The sequence below is a fragment of the Burkholderia sp. BCC0397 genome (assembly GCF_902832865.1).
Lineage (GTDB): Bacteria > Pseudomonadota > Gammaproteobacteria > Burkholderiales > Burkholderiaceae > Burkholderia.
Genome location: NZ_CADFDL010000002.1, coordinates 958,854 through 977,533 on the forward strand (window position 1 = coordinate 958,854; position 18,680 = coordinate 977,533).

At 67.7% G+C, this 18,680-nt stretch carries 13 protein-coding genes and 2 tRNA genes; 7 read left to right on the top strand and 8 right to left on the bottom strand.

Annotated features, from left to right (window positions below; translation table 11 throughout):
* Positions 1 to 102 precede the first annotated feature (102 nt).
* The 4 genes from lon to HWX03_RS09235 all read left to right on the top strand — a co-directional run bounded on the left by lon (position 103) and on the right by HWX03_RS09235 (position 5,165).
* On the top strand, positions 103 to 2,526 hold the full coding sequence (gene lon / locus HWX03_RS09220; RefSeq protein ID WP_006489349.1) for an endopeptidase La: 2,424 nt from the start codon (positions 103 to 105) through the stop codon (positions 2,524 to 2,526).
* Between the two features lie 206 nt (positions 2,527 to 2,732).
* Positions 2,733 to 2,808 (top strand) — tRNA-Val (locus HWX03_RS09225).
* 23 nt (positions 2,809 to 2,831) lie between these two features.
* Positions 2,832 to 2,908 (top strand) — tRNA-Asp (locus tag HWX03_RS09230).
* Between the two features lie 319 nt (positions 2,909 to 3,227).
* Positions 3,228 to 5,165 (top strand): SurA N-terminal domain-containing protein, encoded by a 1,938-nt coding sequence (locus tag HWX03_RS09235; RefSeq protein WP_175871036.1) that lies wholly within the window; start codon positions 3,228 to 3,230, stop codon positions 5,163 to 5,165.
* A gap of 71 nt (positions 5,166 to 5,236) precedes the next feature.
* On the opposite strand, the gene HWX03_RS09240 is transcribed toward HWX03_RS09235, so the two are convergent.
* Positions 5,237 to 5,905, bottom strand: coding sequence for an arylesterase (locus tag HWX03_RS09240; protein WP_175871037.1), 669 nt, complete (start codon positions 5,903 to 5,905; stop codon positions 5,237 to 5,239).
* Between HWX03_RS09240 and HWX03_RS09245 the strand changes: the two genes are divergently transcribed.
* Positions 5,904 to 6,617 carry an ABC transporter ATP-binding protein gene (locus HWX03_RS09245; RefSeq protein WP_174388798.1) on the top strand — a complete coding sequence of 238 codons (714 nt, stop codon included), beginning with the start codon at positions 5,904 to 5,906 and terminating at the stop codon, positions 6,615 to 6,617. The two genes, HWX03_RS09240 and HWX03_RS09245, sit on opposite strands and share 2 nt — an antisense overlap.
* 76 nt (positions 6,618 to 6,693) lie before the next feature.
* On the opposite strand, the gene pgi is transcribed toward HWX03_RS09245, so the two are convergent.
* The 3 genes from pgi to HWX03_RS09260 form a co-directional block, all read right to left on the bottom strand.
* Positions 6,694 to 8,316 carry a glucose-6-phosphate isomerase gene (gene pgi / locus HWX03_RS09250; RefSeq protein WP_175871038.1) on the bottom strand — a complete coding sequence of 541 codons (1,623 nt, stop codon included), beginning with the start codon at positions 8,314 to 8,316 and terminating at the stop codon, positions 6,694 to 6,696.
* 111 nt (positions 8,317 to 8,427) lie between these two features.
* Complete coding sequence (locus tag HWX03_RS09255) at positions 8,428 to 9,972, bottom strand: NAD(P)H-hydrate dehydratase (RefSeq protein ID WP_175871039.1); 1,545 nt, start codon at positions 9,970 to 9,972, stop codon at positions 8,428 to 8,430.
* 52 nt (positions 9,973 to 10,024) lie between these two features.
* Positions 10,025 to 11,326 (bottom strand): FAD-dependent oxidoreductase, encoded by a 1,302-nt coding sequence (locus HWX03_RS09260; RefSeq protein ID WP_175871040.1) that lies wholly within the window; start codon positions 11,324 to 11,326, stop codon positions 10,025 to 10,027.
* A 329-nt stretch (positions 11,327 to 11,655) separates the two neighbouring features.
* Here HWX03_RS09260 and purL point away from each other — a divergent pair, with 329 nt between their 5' ends.
* A complete protein-coding gene (purL, locus tag HWX03_RS09265) occupies positions 11,656 to 15,720 on the top strand; it encodes a phosphoribosylformylglycinamidine synthase (RefSeq protein ID WP_175871041.1) in 4,065 nt (1,354 codons plus the stop codon).
* Between the two features lie 5 nt (positions 15,721 to 15,725).
* A complete protein-coding gene (locus tag HWX03_RS09270) occupies positions 15,726 to 16,271 on the top strand; it encodes an N-acetyltransferase (RefSeq protein WP_175871147.1) in 546 nt (181 codons plus the stop codon).
* Between the two features lie 170 nt (positions 16,272 to 16,441).
* On the opposite strand, the gene HWX03_RS09275 is transcribed toward HWX03_RS09270, so the two are convergent.
* The 4 genes from HWX03_RS09275 to msrB all read right to left on the bottom strand — a co-directional run bounded on the left by HWX03_RS09275 (position 16,442) and on the right by msrB (position 18,644).
* Complete coding sequence (locus HWX03_RS09275; RefSeq protein ID WP_175871042.1) at positions 16,442 to 17,224, bottom strand: peptidylprolyl isomerase; 783 nt, start codon at positions 17,222 to 17,224, stop codon at positions 16,442 to 16,444.
* 18 nt (positions 17,225 to 17,242) lie between these two features.
* Positions 17,243 to 17,551, bottom strand: a complete 309-nt coding sequence (locus HWX03_RS09280) for a BolA family protein (RefSeq protein ID WP_175871043.1) — start codon at positions 17,549 to 17,551, stop codon at positions 17,243 to 17,245.
* Between the two features lies 1 nt (position 17,552).
* On the bottom strand, positions 17,553 to 18,083 hold the full coding sequence (locus HWX03_RS09285) for a septation protein A (RefSeq protein ID WP_006483893.1): 531 nt from the start codon (positions 18,081 to 18,083) through the stop codon (positions 17,553 to 17,555).
* A 129-nt stretch (positions 18,084 to 18,212) separates the two neighbouring features.
* Entirely contained in the window at positions 18,213 to 18,644 is a 432-nt protein-coding gene (gene msrB / locus HWX03_RS09290; RefSeq protein ID WP_175871044.1) for a peptide-methionine (R)-S-oxide reductase MsrB, read from the bottom strand.
* Positions 18,645 to 18,680 lie beyond the last annotated feature (36 nt).

Genomic DNA, 18,680 nt, shown 5'->3' on the forward strand with positions numbered 1-18,680 from the left:
GTGGTTACTTTCTTACCGAATATTTCCCGCACTTGAAGGCTTGCAATTCGTTGTGGCGGCCTCAATTACCGAACAATTGATTCCACTCATGGGGAAATGAAAATGTCAGGCACCCAACTTCTCCCGCCGGAACGCATCACGCTCCCGCTGCTGCCGCTGCGGGACGTCGTCGTTTTCCCGCACATGGTGATTCCGCTCTTCGTGGGCCGGCCGAAATCGATCAAGGCCCTCGAAGCAGCGATGGAAGGCGGCAAGCACATCATGCTCGTCGCCCAGAAAACCGCGGCCAAGGACGAACCGACCGAAAAGGACATGTACGAGGTCGGTTGTATCGCCAACATCCTGCAGATGCTGAAGCTGCCGGACGGCACCGTGAAGGTGCTCGTCGAGGGCCTGCAGCGCGCGAAGGCGTTGTCGATCGAAGAACAGGAGACGCAGTTCTCCTGCGAAGTGATGCCGCTCGAGCCCGATCACGCCGACAGCGCCGAAACGGAAGCACTGCGCCGCGCGATCGTGTCGCAGTTCGACCAGTACGTGAAGCTGAACAAGAAGATCCCGCCGGAGATCCTCACGTCGCTGTCGGGCATCGACGAAGCGGGCCGTCTCGCCGACATGATCGCCGAGCGCCTGCCGCTGAAGCTCGACCAGAAGCAGCACATCCTCGAGATGTTCCCGGTCATCGAGCGCCTCGAGCACCTGCTCGCGCAGCTCGAAGCCGAGATCGACATCCTGCAGGTCGAAAAGCGCATCCGCGGGCGCGTGAAGCGCCAGATGGAAAAGAGCCAGCGCGAGTACTACCTGAACGAACAGGTCAAGGCGATCCAGAAGGAACTGGGCGAAGGCGAGGAAGGGGCGGATCTCGAGGAACTCGAGAAGCGCATCAACGCCGCGCGCATGCCGAAGGAAGCCAAGAAGAAGGCCGACGCCGAGCTGAAGAAGCTGAAGCTGATGTCGCCGATGTCGGCGGAAGCCACCGTCGTGCGCAACTACATCGACACGCTGATCGGCCTGCCGTGGCGCAAGAAGAGCAAGGTCAACAACGACCTGTCGAACGCCGAGCAGGTGCTCGACGAGGATCACTTCGGCCTCGAGAAGGTCAAGGAACGGATCCTCGAGTATCTCGCGGTGCAACAGCGCGTGGACAAGGTCAAGGCGCCGATCCTGTGCCTCGTCGGGCCTCCGGGCGTCGGCAAGACCTCGCTCGGCCAGTCGATCGCCCGTGCGACGAACCGCAAGTTCGTCCGGATGGCGCTCGGCGGCGTGCGTGACGAAGCCGAGATCCGCGGCCACCGCCGTACGTACATCGGTTCGATGCCGGGCAAGATCCTGCAAAGCCTTGCGAAGGTCGGCGTGCGCAATCCGCTCTTCCTGCTCGACGAAGTCGACAAGATGGGCATGGATTTCCGCGGCGATCCGTCGTCGGCGCTGCTCGAAGTGCTCGATCCGGAACAGAACCACACGTTCGCCGACCACTACATCGAAGTCGACTTCGACCTGTCGGACGTGATGTTCGTCGCGACGTCGAACTCGCTGAACATCCCGCCGCCGCTGCTCGACCGGATGGAAGTGATCCGTCTGTCGGGCTACACGGAAGACGAGAAGGTCAGCATTGCCCAGCGTTACCTGCTGCCGAAGCAGAAGAAGAACAACGGGCTGAAGGAAGGCGAGATCGACGTCACCGAGCAGGCGATCCGCGACATCATCCGCTACTACACGCGCGAAGCCGGTGTGCGTTCGCTCGAGCGGGAAGTGTCGAAGATCTGCCGCAAGGTCGTGAAGATGCTGCTGCTGAAGAAGGCATCGGGCGCGATCAAGGTCGATGGCGAGAACCTCGACACGTTCCTCGGCGTGCGCAAGTATGACTTCGGCCTCGCGGCGAAGGAAAACCAGGTCGGTCAGGTGACGGGCCTCGCGTGGACGGAAGTCGGCGGCGACCTGCTGACGATCGAAGCCGCGGTGATGCCGGGCAAGGGCAACGTGATCCGTACGGGTTCGCTCGGCGACGTGATGAAGGAGTCGGTCGAGGCTGCGCGTTCGGTCGTGCGTTCGCGTTCGCGTCGTCTCGGTATCAAGGACGAAGCGTTCGAGAAGCAGGACATCCACATCCACGTGCCGGAAGGCGCGACGCCGAAGGACGGTCCGTCCGCCGGCGGTGCGATGACGACCGCGCTGGTGTCGGTGCTGACGGGTATTCCCGTGCGGGCCGACGTCGCGATGACGGGCGAAATCACGTTGCGTGGCGAAGTGCTGCCGATCGGCGGGCTGAAGGAAAAGTTGCTGGCGGCTCACCGCGGCGGCATCAAGCTCGTGCTGATTCCGGAAGAGAACGTGAAGGATCTCGCGGACATTCCGGACAACGTGAAGAACGCGATCGAGATCGTGCCGGTCCGCTGGATCGACAAGGTGCTGGAGCTCGCGCTCGAGCGTTCGCCGACTCCGCTGCCGCCGGAAGAAGAAGCGAAGGCAGCGGCGCCGGTCGGCGAGGCGGCGAAGGATGCCGGCTCGACGGAAGTGGTCAAGCACTGAGGCCCCGAGCACCGTCGTTGCTGACGGTCGTTCACGAAACCCGCGGCGGTGTCCGCGGGTTTTTTATGCGCTTCGGAATCGTGCGAGCGCGTGCGTTAAAAAAATTCACGCGCAGGCTTGGCAAAATGATCGGGGATGAATTAAACTTGCGGGCTCGCTGATTGTTGATGCGGAAACGCAGATCGCAGTCAGAACGAATCGGAAACGGGTGCTTAGCTCAGCTGGTAGAGCGGCGCCCTTACAAGGCGTAGGTCGGGGGTTCGAACCCCTCAGCACCCACCAGTTTCCCGATTCAGCCAGACCAAGGAGCGGTAGTTCAGTCGGTTAGAATACCGGCCTGTCACGCCGGGGGTCGCGGGTTCGAGTCCCGTCCGCTCCGCCAGAAATGAAAAAGCCCGCCTCGTGCGGGCTTTTTCATTTGTATTGTCGGTTGCGCCCGCGGGCGGGCGCGTGACTGCGGAGCGGAGGAAGCCGCCTGCGCGGCTTCCGGCGGGACTCGAAGGGCTGCGCGTGCACGCGCAGCCGCGGCCTGCGGGAGGTAGGCGAGTCCCGTCCGCTCCGCCAGAAAATGAAGAAGCCCGCCTCGTGTGGGCTTTTTCATTTGTATTTCCGGCTGCGCCTGCCCGCGGCACGTCTGCTTTTTTCCCGTCCCACCCCGTATGTTGTAATATCGGTCGTTTTGTCCAATTTTCCCGTCACGCATGCTCGATTTCTTCCGTAATCACCAGCGCCTGATGATGGCGCTCCTGCTCCTGATCGTATTGCCGGGGCTGGGTTTCGTCGGGATCCAAGGCTTCCGCGGCTTCTTCGACGACAGTGCGAACGTCGCGGCAGTCAACGGGCACAAGATCACGCGGGTCGAATTCGACGGCGCGTTCCGCCAGCAGATCGACCAGGCGCGCCAGGCGCTCGGCGGCCAGTTCGACATCAAGATGTTCGACACGCCCGAGCATCGCAAGCAGGTGCTCGACGGCCTGATCCAGCAACGCGTGCTGGCCGACGAGACGCAACGCCTGCACCTGACCGCATCCGACAACGCTGTGCGCGACGCGCTGATGAGCGATCCGATGATCGCGTCGCTGAAGAAGCCCGACGGTACGATCGACGTCGAACGCTACGCGCAACTGCTGTCGTTCCAGGGGATGACGCCCGAGCAGTACCAGGAGCGCGTGCGTTACAGCCTCTCGCTGCAGCAGATTCCGGCGAGCATCGTGTCGAGCGCGTTCACGCCGAAGAGCCTCGCGCAACGCCTGTCCGAACTCGCCGCGCAGCAGCGTGAAGTGCAGGCGCTCGTGCTGAAGACGAGCGACTTCGCAGCGAAGGTCCAGCCGACCGACGCGCAGCTCACCGCGTACTACGACGCACACAAGCAGAGCTTCGCGACGCCGGAAACCGCGACGATCCAGTACCTCGTCTATTCGCCGGCCGCAGCGGCCGCGAGCGCGCAGCCGACCGAAGCGGACATCAAGAAGTTCTACGACGACAATCCGACGCACTTCCGTAGCGAAGCACAGGTGCGCGTGAGCCACATCTTCATCGCCGCGCCGGGGAGCGCCAGCGCGGCCGACAAGACAGCCGCAAAGGCGAAGGCCGAGCAACTGCTCGCCGACGTGAAGGCGCATCCGGATCAATTCGCGCAGATCGCGCAGAAGAGCTCGCAGGACGCGCCGTCGGCAGCGAAGGGCGGCGACCTCGGCTTCATCACGCGCGGTTCGACCGCGGGCGGCAAGGCGTTCGACGATGCGGCGTTCTCGCTCAAGCAGGGCGACGTGAGCGGGATCGTGCAGTCGGATCTCGGTTTCCACATCCTGAAGGCGACCGAAGTGAAGCCGGCGGTCGTCAAGCCGTTCGCGGAAGTGAAGGACCAGATCGCGGTCGACCTGAAGCAGCAGTACGCATCGAAGGCGTTCACGGACAACGCGGAAGGTTTCACGTCGACCGTCTATGAAAAGGCGAAGACGCTGCAGCCGGCCGCGGACAAGTACAAGCTGACGATCCAGACGGCCACCGTCACGCCGACGCCGAATCCGCAACTGCCGCCGACGAGCCCGTTGAACAATCCGAAGTTCCTGGCCGCCGTGTTCGCGAACGACGCGGTGAAGAACCAGAACAACACGCAGGCGATCGACGTCGGCAACAACACGCTGATCTCGGCGCGCGTGACCGACTACAAGCCGGCTGCGGTGCCCGCGCTCGACACGATCAAGGACGTCGTGCGCCAGAAGGTCATCGCCGAGCAGGCCGCGGAACTCGCGAAGAAGGACGGTGCGGCGAAGCTGGCCGAGCTGCAGAAGTCGAAGTCGACCGACGGGTTCGCGGCCGCGCAGAAGGTGTCGCGCACGCAGTCGCAGGGCCTGACGCCGGCTGCGCTGAGCGCCGTCTACAAGGTCGATGCGAAGACGCTGCCGGCTTACGTCGGTGTCGATCTCGGCGCGGACGGCTATGCGATCTACCGTGTGAACGCGGTGATCCCGGGTTCGGCGGTCGATCCGCAGCAACTGGCGGCCGCGCAGCAGCAGATGGCGCAGGTCGACGCGCAGAGCGAAGGCGAAGCGTATCTCGCCGCGCTGCGCGATCGCTCGAAGGTGAAGCTGTACGGCAGCACGACGGCCAGCCAGCAGCAGGACGGCGACAACTGAGCATCGTTTCGCCCGCAACCATCAAACAGCCCCGCTTGAAGCGGGGCTTTTTGTTTTCCGGTGTACGGCGGTCAGCCGCGCGGCTTGCCGAGCAACGGCTTCAGTGCCGGCCACACATTGTCGAGCAGGACGCCCTGGGCCTGCTGCGCGGGATGCATCTGGTCGGCCTGGAACATCTCGGGCTTGTTCTCGATGCCGGCCAGCAGGAACGGCACGAGCGGCACGCCGAGGTCTTTCGACAGCCGCGTATAGACCGCGTGGAACTTCTGCGTGTAGTCGGGGCCGTAATTGGGTGGCACGTACATGCCGACCAGCACGACCTTTGCCTGCGCACGCCGCGCGCCGGCGATGATGTCGCGCAGGTTCTGCTCGGTCGTCGCGAGCGGCACGCCGCGCAGCGCATCGTTCGAACCGAGCTCGACGACGACGATCGACGGCTTGAGTCGCTGCAGCACCGCGGGCAGCCGCGCGCGGCCGCCGCTCGTGGTGTCGCCGCTGACGCTGGCGTTCGCGACGCTATAATCGATTCGCTCTGTCGTGAGTCGTTGCCGCAGCAGCGACACCCAGCCGGTGTCGCGCGGCAATCCGTATTCGGCCGACAGGCTGTCGCCGAGCACGACGATCACGGGCGGGCTCGATGCCGGCGCCGTCGCGGCGCGTGCGGGCACGGTGACGGCCAGCAGGGTGCCCAGCAGCGCGGCGGCCGCCGCGCGTCTTTTCCAGCGGAATGTCGTGTCCATGTTCAAGATTACCGATCCGATCATCGAAGTCCATGACGTGTGCAAGCGGGTTGCCGATGCCACGGGCGAGCTGACGATCCTCGACGGCATCACGCTCGCCGTGCAGCCGGGCAGCAGCCTCGCGATCGTCGGCGCGTCCGGGTCGGGCAAATCGACGCTGCTCGGCCTGCTTGCGGGGTTGGACAGCGCGACGAGCGGCACGGTTCGCCTGCTCGGCCGCGCGCTCGACCAGCTCGACGAGGACGAACGCGCGGCACTGCGCAACGGCGCGGTCGGATTCGTGTTCCAGTCGTTCCAGTTGATGCCGCATCTGACGGCGCTCGAGAACGTGATGCTGCCGCTCGAACTGCAGGGCGGCATCAGTGCGCGCGATGCGGCCGATCGCGCCCGGGCGCTGCTCGTGCAGGTCGGCCTCGGCGAACGCACCGCGCATTATCCGAAGCTGCTGTCGGGCGGCGAACAGCAGCGCGTCGCACTCGCACGCGCGTTCGTCACGCGCCCGGCGATCCTGTTCGCCGACGAGCCGACCGGCAGCCTCGACGCGGCAACCGGCCACGCGGTCATCGACCTGATGTTCGAACTGAACCGCACGCATGGCGCGACGCTCGTGCTCGTCACGCACGATGCCGAACTCGCGCGCCGCTGCGCAACGACGGTCACCATCGACGCCGGGCGCATCGTCGCGCCGCAAGCGGCTTCGCGCAACGCGTGAATATTCGTGCCGGCCGCGCAGGGTGGATCGCGCGGCCGGCATGGGCATGACGCCGTCGCGTCAGCGCTTCAACGCTTCAACGCTTGAGCGCCGCGCGGGCGCGCTCGATCAGCGCCGTGGTCGACGAGTCGTGTTTCGCCGGGTCGACCGATTCGGCCGACAGGTCGGCTTCGACGACCTTGCCGAGAATCTTGCCGAGCTCGACGCCCCACTGGTCGAACGGATTGATGTCCCATACCGTCGCCTGCACGAGCACCTTGTGCTCGTAAAGCGCGATCAGCGCGCCGAGCGAGCGCGGCGTCAGCGCATCGACGAGCAGCGTCGTGGTCGGCCGGTTGCCGGGGAACGTCAGGTGCGGCGCGAGCGCTTCCTTGCCGGGCCCGGCGACCTGGCGCGCTTCTTCGAGCGTGCGGCCGAGCATCAGCGCCTCGCTCTGCGCGAAGCAGTTCGCGAGCAGCTTCGGGTGATGGCTCGCGAGCGGATGCTCGGGCGTCAGCACCGCGATGAAGTCGATCGGCACGATCGTCGGCCCCTGGTGCAGCATCTGGAAGAACGCATGCTGGCCGTTGGTGCCCGGCTCGCCCCACGTGACGGCCGACGTCGGGTAGTCGACGAAGGTGCCGTCCAGGCGCGCGGATTTGCCGTTGCTCTCCATTTCGAGCTGCTGCAGGTACGACGGCAGGTAGTGCAGCGCTTCCGAATACGGCGCGACGAGATAGCTCTGCGAGCCGAAGAAATTCCGGTACCAGATGCCGATCAGGCCGAGCAGCACCGGCAGGTTGCGCTCGAGCGGCGCTTCGCGGAAGTGGCGGTCCATGTCGTTCGCGCCGGCCAGCAGCTCGTCGAACTGTTCGGGGCCGACCGCGATCATGATCGACAGGCCGACCGCCGACCACAGCGAATAGCGGCCGCCGACCCAATCCCACATTTCGAACACGTTCTCTGCGGCGATGCCGAACTTCACGACTTCGGCCGGGTTCGCCGACACGCCGACGAAGTGCTTCGCGAGCGCGTCCTCGGGGCAGCCGCGCGCGACGAACCAGTCGCGCAGCGAGCGTGCGTTCGTCATCGTCTCGAGCGTCGTGAAGGTCTTCGACACGATGATCGCGAGCGTTTCCTCGGGATCGACCCGTTCGAGCACGCGCGCGAGATCGGCGCCGTCGACGTTCGACACGAAGTGGGTCGAGATTTCGGGCGTGGCGACGTGGTGCAGCGCATGCACGACCATCTTCGGCCCGAGATCGGAGCCGCCGATGCCGATGTTGATCACGTGGCGGATGCGCTTGCCCGTATAGCCCGTCCACGTGCCGCTGCGCACGGCGCGCGCGAACGTCGCCATCTTCGCGCGCTCGGCGCTCACCTGCGCGTGGAACGGCGCCTGCGGGTCGGTCGCGCGCAGCGCGGTGTGCAGCGCCGCGCGGCCTTCGGTCGGGTTGACGATCTCGCCCGCGAACATCGCGTCGCGGCGCGCTTCGACGCCCGCGTCGCGCGCGAGCTGCACGAGCAGGCGCAGCGTTTCGTCGTCGATGCGGTTCTTCGAGAAATCGGCCGCGAGACCGCCGCCCGGAATCGTGAAGCGTTCGGCGCGGGTCGGCGCGCGGTCGTTTTCCGGCGCGAACCAGTCGCGCAGCCGCGCGTGGCGGATCTGTTCGAAGTGGGATTGAAGGGCAGTCCAGGCGGGGAGCGATTTCAGCGTCATGGCGGTTCGAGTGAAGCGTGAATCGGGAGGAATGCCGCGCCGGCTCATCGGGATCGGAAAGCCGGCGGACGAGAAGGCCCGCCGTGCGGCGGGGCAGTCAGTATAGCGGCGTTACGTGTCGGCGCGCGGCGACGGATAAAAAAGGCGATTGATCAGCGTGCGCGCCATCGGCGCGAGCTCGCCCGCGGTGAGCCCGGCCGGGCCGGTGCCGTTCGCGGTCAGCGTGTCGGCCGCGAGGCCGTGCAGATAGACGCCGGCCAGCGCGGCTTCGTACGGCGCGACCCGCTGCGCGAGCAGCGCGCCGATCAGGCCGCCGAGCACGTCGCCGGTGCCGCCGGTGGCGAGCGCCGCGTTGCCGGTCGGGTTGATCGCCACCCGCCCGTCGGGCGCCGCAATCACCGTGCCCGAGCCTTTCAGCACGACGATGCTCGCGTAACGTGCGGCGAGCGCCTGCGCGGCCGCGACGCGATCGCGCTGCACGGCTGCCGTGTCGCCGCCGAGCAGGCGCGCGGCTTCGAGCGGATGCGGCGTCAGCACGCATGGATTGCCGCGCGCGCCGCGCGTGGCGACGGCGGCCGCGAGATCCGCGTGCGTCGCGACGAGGTTCAGTGCGTCGGCATCGAGCAGCGTCGCGATGTCGTGCGCGAGCACGTCGCGCGCGAGCGTTGCCGCGGCTTCGCGCGTGCCGAGCCCGCAACCGGCCGCGATCGCGGTCATCGCGCCGAGATCGAGGGTGTCGGCCGGATGCAGCATCAGTTCGGGGAAGGGCGGGTCGTACGGCGGCGCGCCGGCGCCAAGGAAGCCGACGTGCACCTTGCCGGCGCCCGCGAACAGCGCGGCGCGGGCGGCGAGGATCGGCGCGCCGCACATGCCCGTGTCGCCGCCGAGCACCGCGAGGCTGCCGTACGTGCCCTTGTGGGACGCGAAGGCGCGCGCGGGCAGCGCCGCGGCGAACCGCGCGGGCGCGTTCAGCACGATGGCCGGCGCGGCGGGCGGCGCGACGTCGAGCGACGCGACGTGGATTGCGCCGGCGAGATCGCGGCCGTCGCCCGTGTAGAGGCCGGGCTTCGCGCCGATGAAGGTGAGCGTGTGGGTGGCCGCGACGGCGACGCCCGCGCCGACGATCCGGCCCGTGTCGCTGTCGAGCCCGCTCGGCACGTCGAGCGCGAGCACGCGGCCGCCGCTGCGCGCATGGGCGGCGATGCGTGCGGCCTGCTCGGCGAACGCGCCGTCGAGCGCGCGGCCGAGACCGATGCCGAACAGCCCGTCGACGACCCACGCATAGCCTTCCAGCGACGCGGGCGGGGTGGCCGACAGCGGCACGCCCGCCGTGCGCGCGAGACCGAGCGCCCATTGCGCGTCGTCCGGCTTGACCGGCACCGGCATCCACACATGCGTCGCGACGCCGAGCTGCTGGAGCTGCGCGGCGGCTACCAGCGCGTCGCCGCCGTTGTTGCCGGGGCCCACCGCGAACCAGACCGGGCGATCGTCGCCGGCGACGCGCTCGGACAGCCAGCGCGCGGCGGCGGCGCCCGCGCGGCCCATCAGCGTGTGCGGCGGCAGCGCGGCGGTTGCGTCGGCTTCGGCCGCGCGCAGGTCGGCGACGCGCAGCAGCGCGATCGGGTCGGAATCGGGAAGCGGGCGGGTAACGGTCATCGCGGGATCGTGGCGGCTGGCAAGGATGCCGCCACGGGTCGGCCCGCGGCGGTCAGGTCGTGAAGCGGCCGGCGCTCAGCGCGGCGAGCGTGTCGGCGGGCCAGTGCTGGACGTTGCCGCCCAGATAGTCGGTCACCACTTTAGCAGACCCGCACGCGAGGCCCCAGCCGGCCGGGCCATGGCCGAAATTGACAAACACGCGCGGATGCGGGGTCGGACCCACGACGGGCAGGCCGTCCGGCGACAGCAGTTGCACGCCTCGCCACGACAGCGCGGCCGAGATCTTTGCAGCACCGGGCACCCAGTCATGGACGGCCTGGCCGAGCAGCGCGAGCGCGGCCTCGGACAGCGGTTCGGCGAGCGGCTTCGCGGTGTCGGCGAGACTTTGCAGCACGGCGGCGCCACCGACGCGCAGCCGCTGGTGGGTGCGCGTGATCGAGATCCGCTTGATCGAATCGACGACGCAAAGGTGCGGCGAGTGTTCTTCGTATGCGACGGGGGCGGTGAGCGTGTGGACGCGCACCGGGTGCAGCGGCAGGCGCCAGCCGAGCCGTTCGAGCAGCGCAATGCTGCCGGCGCCGGCGGCGACCACGATCGCGTCGGCGGAAATCACGTCGACCTCGCGCGCCTTCGCCGCGCTCCGGTTGCCCGGCGGCACGAGCTCGACCGCGGCCCGGCCGTTGTCGACGCGGATCGCGGCGACGTCCGCGCCGAAACGGAACTGCACGCCGTGCTCGTCGAGCGTCTGCTTGACCAGTTTCGCGAACAGCGGGCAGTTGCCGGTGCGCTCGGTTTCGAGCAGCACGCCGCCGGCAAAGCCGGGCTCGGCCGGCACCGACGGTTCGAGCGCCGCGCATTCGTCGGCGGTGAGCGTGCGGTACGGCTGGTCGAGCGTGCGCAGCAGGTCGAGCGCGGGTTGCAGCGCGTCCCAGTCGCGCGGATCGCGCACGACGTGCAGGATGCCGGGTTTCTGTTCGAATTCGAGCTCGAGGCGCGCCTCGATATCGGCGAGCGTGTCGCGCGACACGTCGATCAGCGGGCGCAGCCGCGCGTACTGCGCGGCGAACGCGTCGGGCTCGCGCAGCGTGCCGAGCTGCTTGACGAAGTGGCGCACGCCGCCGTTGAAGCCCGGCTTGTAGACGATGCCGCTGTCGCGCGGCTGGCGCTGGCGCATGAAGGTCGGGCCGAACCAGACGTCGAGCGGGCTCGGCAGCAGCGCGCCGCCGTCGCCGTAGGTCGCGCCTTGCGCGACGGTCGCGTGGCGTTCGACCACGCACACGCGATGGCCGGCCGCGCGCAGCTGGTAGGCGGTGGCGACGCCGCTGATTCCGCCGCCGATGACGATGACATCCATTGGATTGCTTCGATGACGGGCGGCGCGCGCGCCGCCCGGTGAGAATTCGCTGAGGGCCCGGGCCCGGTGAACCCGGAATGATAGCGCCAAAAGTGCGCGAACCGGCGCCGGCCGAGCATGGGCCGTGCGGTCGCGCCACGGCGGCCGGCGCGCGGGCCCGCGCAGGCCGGCCCGGCGGGCGGCCGTGCGCGCCGCGCGCCCGGGCACCGGTGCGGTGCATGCGGACTACCGATCGGCCGGTCTTGGGCGGCCGACTTCCGGGTATAATTACGGCCTTCCTTTCGCCCCACGTCGCCACCTCGCGCGACTCATCGACGTCAGTCCAGCCCATGGCTCACTTCTCGTGTTTTCCCGGCGCTTCGGCCCTCTCCGATTTCCGTCAAACCCGTCTGCTCGACACGCTCAGGCAAATCGACGCCAACATCGTCGCGGTGCGCGGCCAGTTCCTGCACTTCGTCAATGCGGCCGAGCCGCTGTCGGCCGACGACAGCGCGCGCATCGATGCGCTGATGCACTACGGCGCGCCGTTCCAGCCGGCGGGCGAGAAGGGCGCGACCGAGACCTTCGTCGTGCTGCCGCGCTTCGGCACGGTCTCGCCGTGGGCGAGCAAGGCGACCGACATCGCGCAGCACTGCGGCCTCACGCAGGTGCGCCGCATCGAGCGCGGCGTCGAATTCACGGTCACGCTGAAGTCGGGCCTGCTCGGCGGCAAGAAGGCGCTGTCGGACGACGCGCGCGCAGCCGTCGCGGCCGCGCTGCATGACCGGATGACCGAAAGCGTGATCGCGACGCGCGACGACGCGAAGCACCTGTTCGACGAACTGCCGGCCAAGCCGCTCGCGAGCGTCGACGTATTGGGTGTGGGCCGCGGCGCGCTGGAGCGCGCGAACGTCGAGCTGGGCCTCGCGCTCGCCGACGACGAGATCGACTACCTGGTCGACGCGTTCCGCAAGCTCGAACGCAACCCGACCGACGTCGAGCTGATGATGTTCGCGCAGGCGAACAGCGAACACTGCCGCCACAAGATCTTCAACGCGCAGTGGACGATCGACGGCGAGGCGCAGGACATGTCGCTGTTCGCGATGATCCGCAACACCGAGAAGCTGAACCCGCAAGGCACGATCGTCGCGTATTCGGACAACTCGTCGATCATGGTCGGCGCCGAAGCCGAGCGCTGGTTCCCGCGCAAGGCTGGCGCGGCCGGCGAGCCGGGCGAACGCTACGGCCGCCACACCGAGCTCACGCACACGCTGATGAAGGTCGAAACGCACAACCACCCGACGGCGATCTCGCCGTTCCCGGGGGCGGCGACCGGTGCAGGCGGCGAGATCCGCGACGAAGGCGCGACGGGCCGCGGCGCGCGTCCGAAGGCCGGCCTCACGGGCTTCACCGTGTCGAACCTCGACCTGCCGGACGCCCGCCAGTCGTGGGAAAACGCGCGCGACGCGGCGCAGCCGGTGGCCGAGCGCAACCCGAACGAGCAGCACGGCCCGTACGGCCGTCCGGACCGCATCGCGTCGCCGCTGCAGATCATGATCGACGGCCCGCTCGGCGGCGCCGCGTTCAACAACGAATTCGGCCGCCCGAACCTCGGCGGCTACTTCCGCGTGTACGAGCAGAACGTCGGCGGCACGGTGCACGGCTATCACAAGCCGATCATGATCGCGGGCGGCCTCGGCAACATCGCGGATCAGCACACGCACAAGCATGACGTGCCGGCTGGCTCGCTGCTGATCCAGATCGGCGGCCCCGGCATGCGAATCGGCATGGGCGGCGGCGCGGCGAGCTCGATGGCGACCGGCGCGAACACGGCCGAGCTCGACTTCGACTCCGTGCAGCGCGGCAACCCGGAAATCGAACGCCGCGCGCAGGAAGTGATCAACGGCTGCTGGCAGCTCGGCGCGGAAAACCCGATCCTGAGCATCCACGACGTCGGCGCGGGCGGCCTGTCGAACGCGTTCCCCGAAATCGTCGACGGCGCGGGCAAGGGCGCGCGCTTCGAACTGCGCAAGGTCGCGCTCGAGGAATCGGGCCTGTCGCCGCGCGAAATCTGGTCGAACGAGGCGCAGGAGCGCTACGTGCTGGCGATCGCGCCGGCCGACCTGCCGCGCTTCGAGGCGATCTGCGCGCGCGAGCGCTGTCCGTTCGCGGTGGTCGGTGTCGCGACCGACGAACGCCAGCTGAAGCTCGTCGACGACGAAGCGACGGGCGCCGACGAATACCCGGTCGACATGCCGATGGAAGTGCTGCTCGGCAAGCCGCCGCGCATGCACCGCGACGTCGTGCGCGTGAGCACCGAGCGTGCGCCGGTCGACGTGACGGGCATCGCGCTGTCGGCAGTCGCGCTCGACGTGCTGAAGCACCCGACGGTCGGCAGCAAGTCGTTCCTGATCACGATCGGCGACCGTTCGGTCGGCGGTACGTCGGTGCGCGACCAGATGGTCGGCCCGTGGCAGGTGCCGGTGGCCGACTGCGCGATCACCGCGCTCGACTACGCGGGCTTCAAGGGCGAAGCGATGACGATGGCCGAGCGTACGCCGCTCGCGGTGATCGACGCGCCGGCATCGGGCCGCATGGCCGTCGGCGAAGCGATCACGAACATCGCGAGCGCGCCGATCGCGTCGCTCGACAAGCTGAAGCTGTCGGCGAACTGGATGGCCGCGTGCGGCACGGCCGGCGAGGACGCCGCGCTGTTCGACACGGTCAAGGCGATCGGCATGGAGCTGTGCCCGGCGCTCGGGATCGGCATCCCGGTCGGCAAGGACTCGCTGTCGATGAAGACGAAGTGGGACGAGCAGGGCGTCGCGAAGGAAGTCGTGTCGCCGGTGTCGCTGATCATCTCCGCATTCGCGCCGGTCGAGGACGTGCGCCGCCATCTCACGCCGCAACTGCGCCGCGTGGCGGACGCGGGCGACAGCGTGCTGATCGCGATCGATCTCGGCCGCGGCAAGAACCGGATGGGCGGCAGCATCTTCGCGCAGGTCACGCAGCAGGTCGGCAATGCGACGCCTGACGTCGACGACGCGGAAGACCTGAAGCGCTTCTTCAACGCGATCCAGTCGCTCAATGCGCAAGACAAGCTGCTCGCGTACCACGACCGCTCGGACGGCGGCCTGTGGGCGACCGTGTGCGAAATGGCGTTCGCGGGCCATGCGGGCGTATCGCTGAACGTCGACATGCTGACGCTCGACCCGAACCACGAATCCGACTACGGCGACGCGAAGGACTGGGCGAAGCAGACGAGCGGCCGTCGCGACGACCGCACGCTGCGCGCGCTGTTCTCCGAAGAGCTCGGCGCCGTCGTGCAGGTGCGCGCGTCCGACCGCGACGCGGTGCTCGGCGCGCTGCGCGAGTTCGGCCTGTCGACGTGCTCGCACGTGATCGGCACGGTCAACGATCGCGACGTGATCGAGGTGTACCGCGACGCGAAGAAGATCTTCGACGCGCCGCGCACCGAACTCCATCGCGCATGGAGCGAAGTGAGCTGGCGCATCGCGCGCCTGCGCGACAACCCCGCCTGCGCGGATGCCGAATACGACGCACTGCTGGACGCCGCCGATCCGGGCCTCTCGCCGGTGCTGACGTTCGATCCGGCCGACGACATCGCCGCACCGTTCATCGCGACGGGCGCACGGCCGCGCGTCGCGATCCTGCGCGAACAGGGCGTGAACTCGCATCTGGAAACCGCGTATGCGTTCGACCGCGCAGGCTTCGACGCGCACGACGTGCACATGAGCGACCTGCTCGCGGGCCGCGCGACGCTGGCCGATTTCGCGGGCGCGGTCGCGTGCGGTGGCTTCTCGTACGGCGACGTGCTGGGCGCGGGCGAAGGCTGGGCGAAGACGATCCGTTTCAACGCGAACCTCGCCGACATGTTCTCGGCCTTCTTCGCGCGCCCCGATACGTTCGCACTCGGTATCTGCAACGGCTGCCAGATGCTGTCGAGCATCGCGTCGATGATCCCGGGCGCGGAAGCCTGGCCGAAGTTCACGCGCAACAAGTCCGAGCAGTTCGAGGCGCGCTTCTCGTTCGTCGAAGTGGAGAAGTCGCCGTCGATCTTCTTCGCGGGCATGGAAGGCTCGCGGATTCCGGTCGCGGTCGCGCACGGCGAAGGCTATGCGGACTTCTCGCAGCAGGGCGACATCGATCGCGTCGCGGTCGCGATGCGTTACGTCGACCACCGCGGCGAAGCCACCGAGCGCTATCCGTTCAACCCGAACGGCTCGCCGGCCGGCATCACGTCGGTCACGACGGCCGACGGCCGCTTCTCGGTGCTGATGCCGCACATGGAGCGCGTGCATCGCACGGTCGCGATGAGCTGGCACCCGGAAGGCTGGGGTGAGGCGAGCCCGTGGATGCGGGTGTTCCGCAACGCACGCCGCTGGATCGGCTGATCCGGATGATGTTCGACCCGAACGCGCCGGTCGAGGTCGTCACGCTGCGTGACGAACGTGCGAGCGAGGCCGACGCGATCGGCCGCGTGATCCGGGCGGCGTTCGCGGGCGAGCCGCAGGGCGGGCAGTTCGAACAGCGCATCGTCGAGACGCTGCGCGCGGACGGTGCGCTGAGCGTATCGCTCGTCGCGGAGCGCGACGGGCGTATCGTCGGGCACGTCGCGTTCTCGCCGGTTGCGATTGGCCGCGAGCCGGCCGGCAGCCAGCCGTGGTACGGGCTCGCGCCGCTCGCGGTGCGGCCCGATTGCCAGCGGCAAAGCATCGGCGCGGGGCTCGTGCGCACGGGGCTCGACGCGTTGCGGCGGCTCGGCGCGCGCGGCTGCGTGGTGCTCGGCGAGCCGGCGTATTACGCGCGTTTCGGGTTCGAGCCGCATGGCGACATCGTGTTTCCGGGCGTGCCGTCCGAGTATTTCCTCGCGCTGCCGTTCGACGAATCGGCCCCGCCGCCGTCGGGCGAAGCGCGTTATCACGACGTGTTTTATCCCGCGTAGCGAACGCTGCGGGCGGGTGACGCCTGGCACGGGAAAAGCCGCTCTTCGGAGCGGTTTTTTATTGCGCGTTGGCTGAACGCCATCGCGTCGCGAGACACCTGTTCGTGCGCGCCAAAAGAAAAAGCCGCTCCGAAGAGCGGCTTTCGATGCGCGTGCGATGCGCGCCGGCGTTACTGGATCTTGGCCTGCTGGCGCAGACCTTCCTCGAACGCCTGCAGCTTCTGCTGCACGAGCTGCTGCGCGATCTGCGCCTTCACCTGGTCGAACGGCGGCGGGGCGATGTCGCGGATGTCGTCGACGCGGATGATGTGCCAGCCGAACTGCGTCTTCACCGGCGTGTCGGTCATCTGGCCTTTCTGCAGCTTCTGCGCGGCCGCCGCGAATTCCGGCACGTATGCCTTCGGGTCGGACCAGTCGAGATCGCCGCCGTTCTTGCCCGAACCCGGATCCTTCGAGTATTGCTTCGCGAGATCCTCGAATTTCGTGCCGCCCTTGATCTTCGCGATCAGGTCCTTCGCCTGCTGCTCGTTGTCGACGAGGATGTGGTGCAGGTGATACTCGCGGTTGCCGCCCACGCCCTTGACGAGTTCGTCGTAGCGCGCTTTCACTTCGGCGTCGGTCGGCTGGTTCTTCTTCAGGAAGCTCTCGATCATCGAGCGCAGCACGACGGTCTGCTGCGCGACGGCGACTTGAGCCTTCACGTCCGGACGATTCGGGATGCCTTCGCGGATCGCTTCCTGCATCAGGATTTCGCGGTTCACCAGTTCCTGGCGCACGGCCTGCTGCAGTTGCGGGCCGTCGGTCTGGCCTTGCTGGACGAGCTGCGCGACCATCGCGTCGGCGCGCGACTTCGGAATCGGCGTGCCGTTGACGACGGCGATGTTCTGGGCAAATGCAGGTGCCGCTGCAAAAGCAGCCGCCGCGACCCACAGGCGGGGGGATTTCAGGATCATCGGGAATTCCTAATGAGACTAGATTGAAGATTCGTTGAATTCTTCGGGCGTGTAAGCCACGATCGCGAGCGCGTGAATGCCGCGCTGCATCGCATCAGCGAGCGCATCATACACCAGCCGATGCCGCGCGACGCGCGGCTTGCCCGCGAACGCGGACGATACGATCGCGACCGTGAAATGGCCGCCGGCAGCCGCGCCGGCATGGCCTGCGTGCTGCGCGCTGTCGTCGCGCACGGTGAGCGACTGCGGTGCGAGCGACGCGGTCAGGCGCGCTTCGATCAGCGCGATGCGTTCGTCGGGGGAGGCGTGGAGAAAGGTGTCGCTCATGTCACTCGTCCTTCAGGTACTTGGTGAGCCACAGGCTCTGCAGGATGATGAATACGACCATCGCGCCCGTCGTACCGAACAGCTTGAAGTTCACCCATTGCGATTCGGTGAAGTTGTGCACCACGTACAGGTTCGCGACGCCGAGCACCGCGAAGAACAGCGCCCACGCGAGGTTCAGCTTGTCCCACACGGGGGACGGCAGCGTGAGCTGCTTGCCCATCATCTTCTCGATCAGGTTCTTGCTGAACGCATAACGCGCGGCGAGCAACCCGATCGCAAACAGCCAGTACAGCACAGTCGGTTTCCATTGAATGAATTTCTCGTCATGCAGGACGAGGGTGGCGCCACCGAACACGACGATCACGCCGAGGCTGACCCACAGCATCGTGTCGACCTTCCGGTGCCGGAAGGCGACCCATGCGACCTGGGCCAGCGTCGCGACGATCGCGACGGCAGTGGCGGTAAAGATGCCCCAGACCTTGAAGGCGACAAAAAACAGGATGATCGGAAACAGATCGAACAGGAATTTCATGGCGCTCGCAGCTGCGTGACGGGCCGCTGGCGCGGCCTGTCATCGTTGTAGGGACCCGCCAGGCATCGCCGTCGCGGATCGGGGCGGCCAGCCCGGGGCTGGCTGCCTCGGCGATCCGCCCGGCGCCGCTCATTCGTTTTCGGGTCGGGACTCGAAGTTTAACGCAGCCGAATTGATGCAGTACCGCAAACCGGTCTGGTCGCGCGGGCCGTCCTCGAAGACGTGGCCCAGATGCGCGCCGCAGTGATTGCAGCGCACCTCGACGCGCACCATCCCGTGCGAGTAGTCGACCTTCTCGTCGATCACCTCGCCGTCGAGCGGCTTGAAGTAGCTGGGCCAGCCGCAGCCCGAGTGGAACTTGGCGCCGGATTCGAACAGCGGCGTGCTGCAGACGACGCACTTGTAGATGCCGGTATCCTCGGTGTCGGTGTATTCGCCGGTGAACGCGCGCTCGGTCGCCGCGTGCTGCGTGACCTCGTACTGCATCGGCGTGAGCCGGCGGCGCAGTTCGGCGTCGTCCTTCTGGTACGGGAAGGTTTTATCGTCGGAATCGTGTGACATGGGGGTTCTCCTGATCGGTCGGTCGAGATGCGCGGG

What these genes read in the sequence shown, in the direction of transcription:
- HWX03_RS09275 (WP_175871042.1), bottom strand. Translation starts at nt 17,224, where the DNA reads ATGATCCTGAAATCCCCCCGCCTGTGGGTCGCGGCGGCTGCTTTTGCA.
- HWX03_RS09285 (WP_006483893.1), bottom strand. Translation starts at nt 18,083, where the DNA reads ATGAAATTCCTGTTCGATCTGTTTCCGATCATCCTGTTTTTTGTCGCC.
- HWX03_RS09240 (WP_175871037.1), bottom strand. Translation starts at nt 5,905, where the DNA reads ATGGACACGACATTCCGCTGGAAAAGACGCGCGGCGGCCGCCGCGCTG.
- pgi (WP_175871038.1), bottom strand. Translation starts at nt 8,316, where the DNA reads ATGACGCTGAAATCGCTCCCCGCCTGGACTGCCCTTCAATCCCACTTC.
- lon (WP_006489349.1), top strand. Translation starts at nt 103, where the DNA reads ATGTCAGGCACCCAACTTCTCCCGCCGGAACGCATCACGCTCCCGCTG.
- msrB (WP_175871044.1), bottom strand. Translation starts at nt 18,644, where the DNA reads ATGTCACACGATTCCGACGATAAAACCTTCCCGTACCAGAAGGACGAC.
- HWX03_RS09245 (WP_174388798.1), top strand. Translation starts at nt 5,904, where the DNA reads ATGTTCAAGATTACCGATCCGATCATCGAAGTCCATGACGTGTGCAAG.
- HWX03_RS09270 (WP_175871147.1), top strand. Translation starts at nt 15,726, where the DNA reads ATGATGTTCGACCCGAACGCGCCGGTCGAGGTCGTCACGCTGCGTGAC.
- purL (WP_175871041.1), top strand. Translation starts at nt 11,656, where the DNA reads ATGGCTCACTTCTCGTGTTTTCCCGGCGCTTCGGCCCTCTCCGATTTC.
- HWX03_RS09260 (WP_175871040.1), bottom strand. Translation starts at nt 11,326, where the DNA reads ATGGATGTCATCGTCATCGGCGGCGGAATCAGCGGCGTCGCCACCGCC.
- HWX03_RS09235 (WP_175871036.1), top strand. Translation starts at nt 3,228, where the DNA reads ATGCTCGATTTCTTCCGTAATCACCAGCGCCTGATGATGGCGCTCCTG.
- HWX03_RS09280 (WP_175871043.1), bottom strand. Translation starts at nt 17,551, where the DNA reads ATGAGCGACACCTTTCTCCACGCCTCCCCCGACGAACGCATCGCGCTG.
- HWX03_RS09255 (WP_175871039.1), bottom strand. Translation starts at nt 9,972, where the DNA reads ATGACCGTTACCCGCCCGCTTCCCGATTCCGACCCGATCGCGCTGCTG.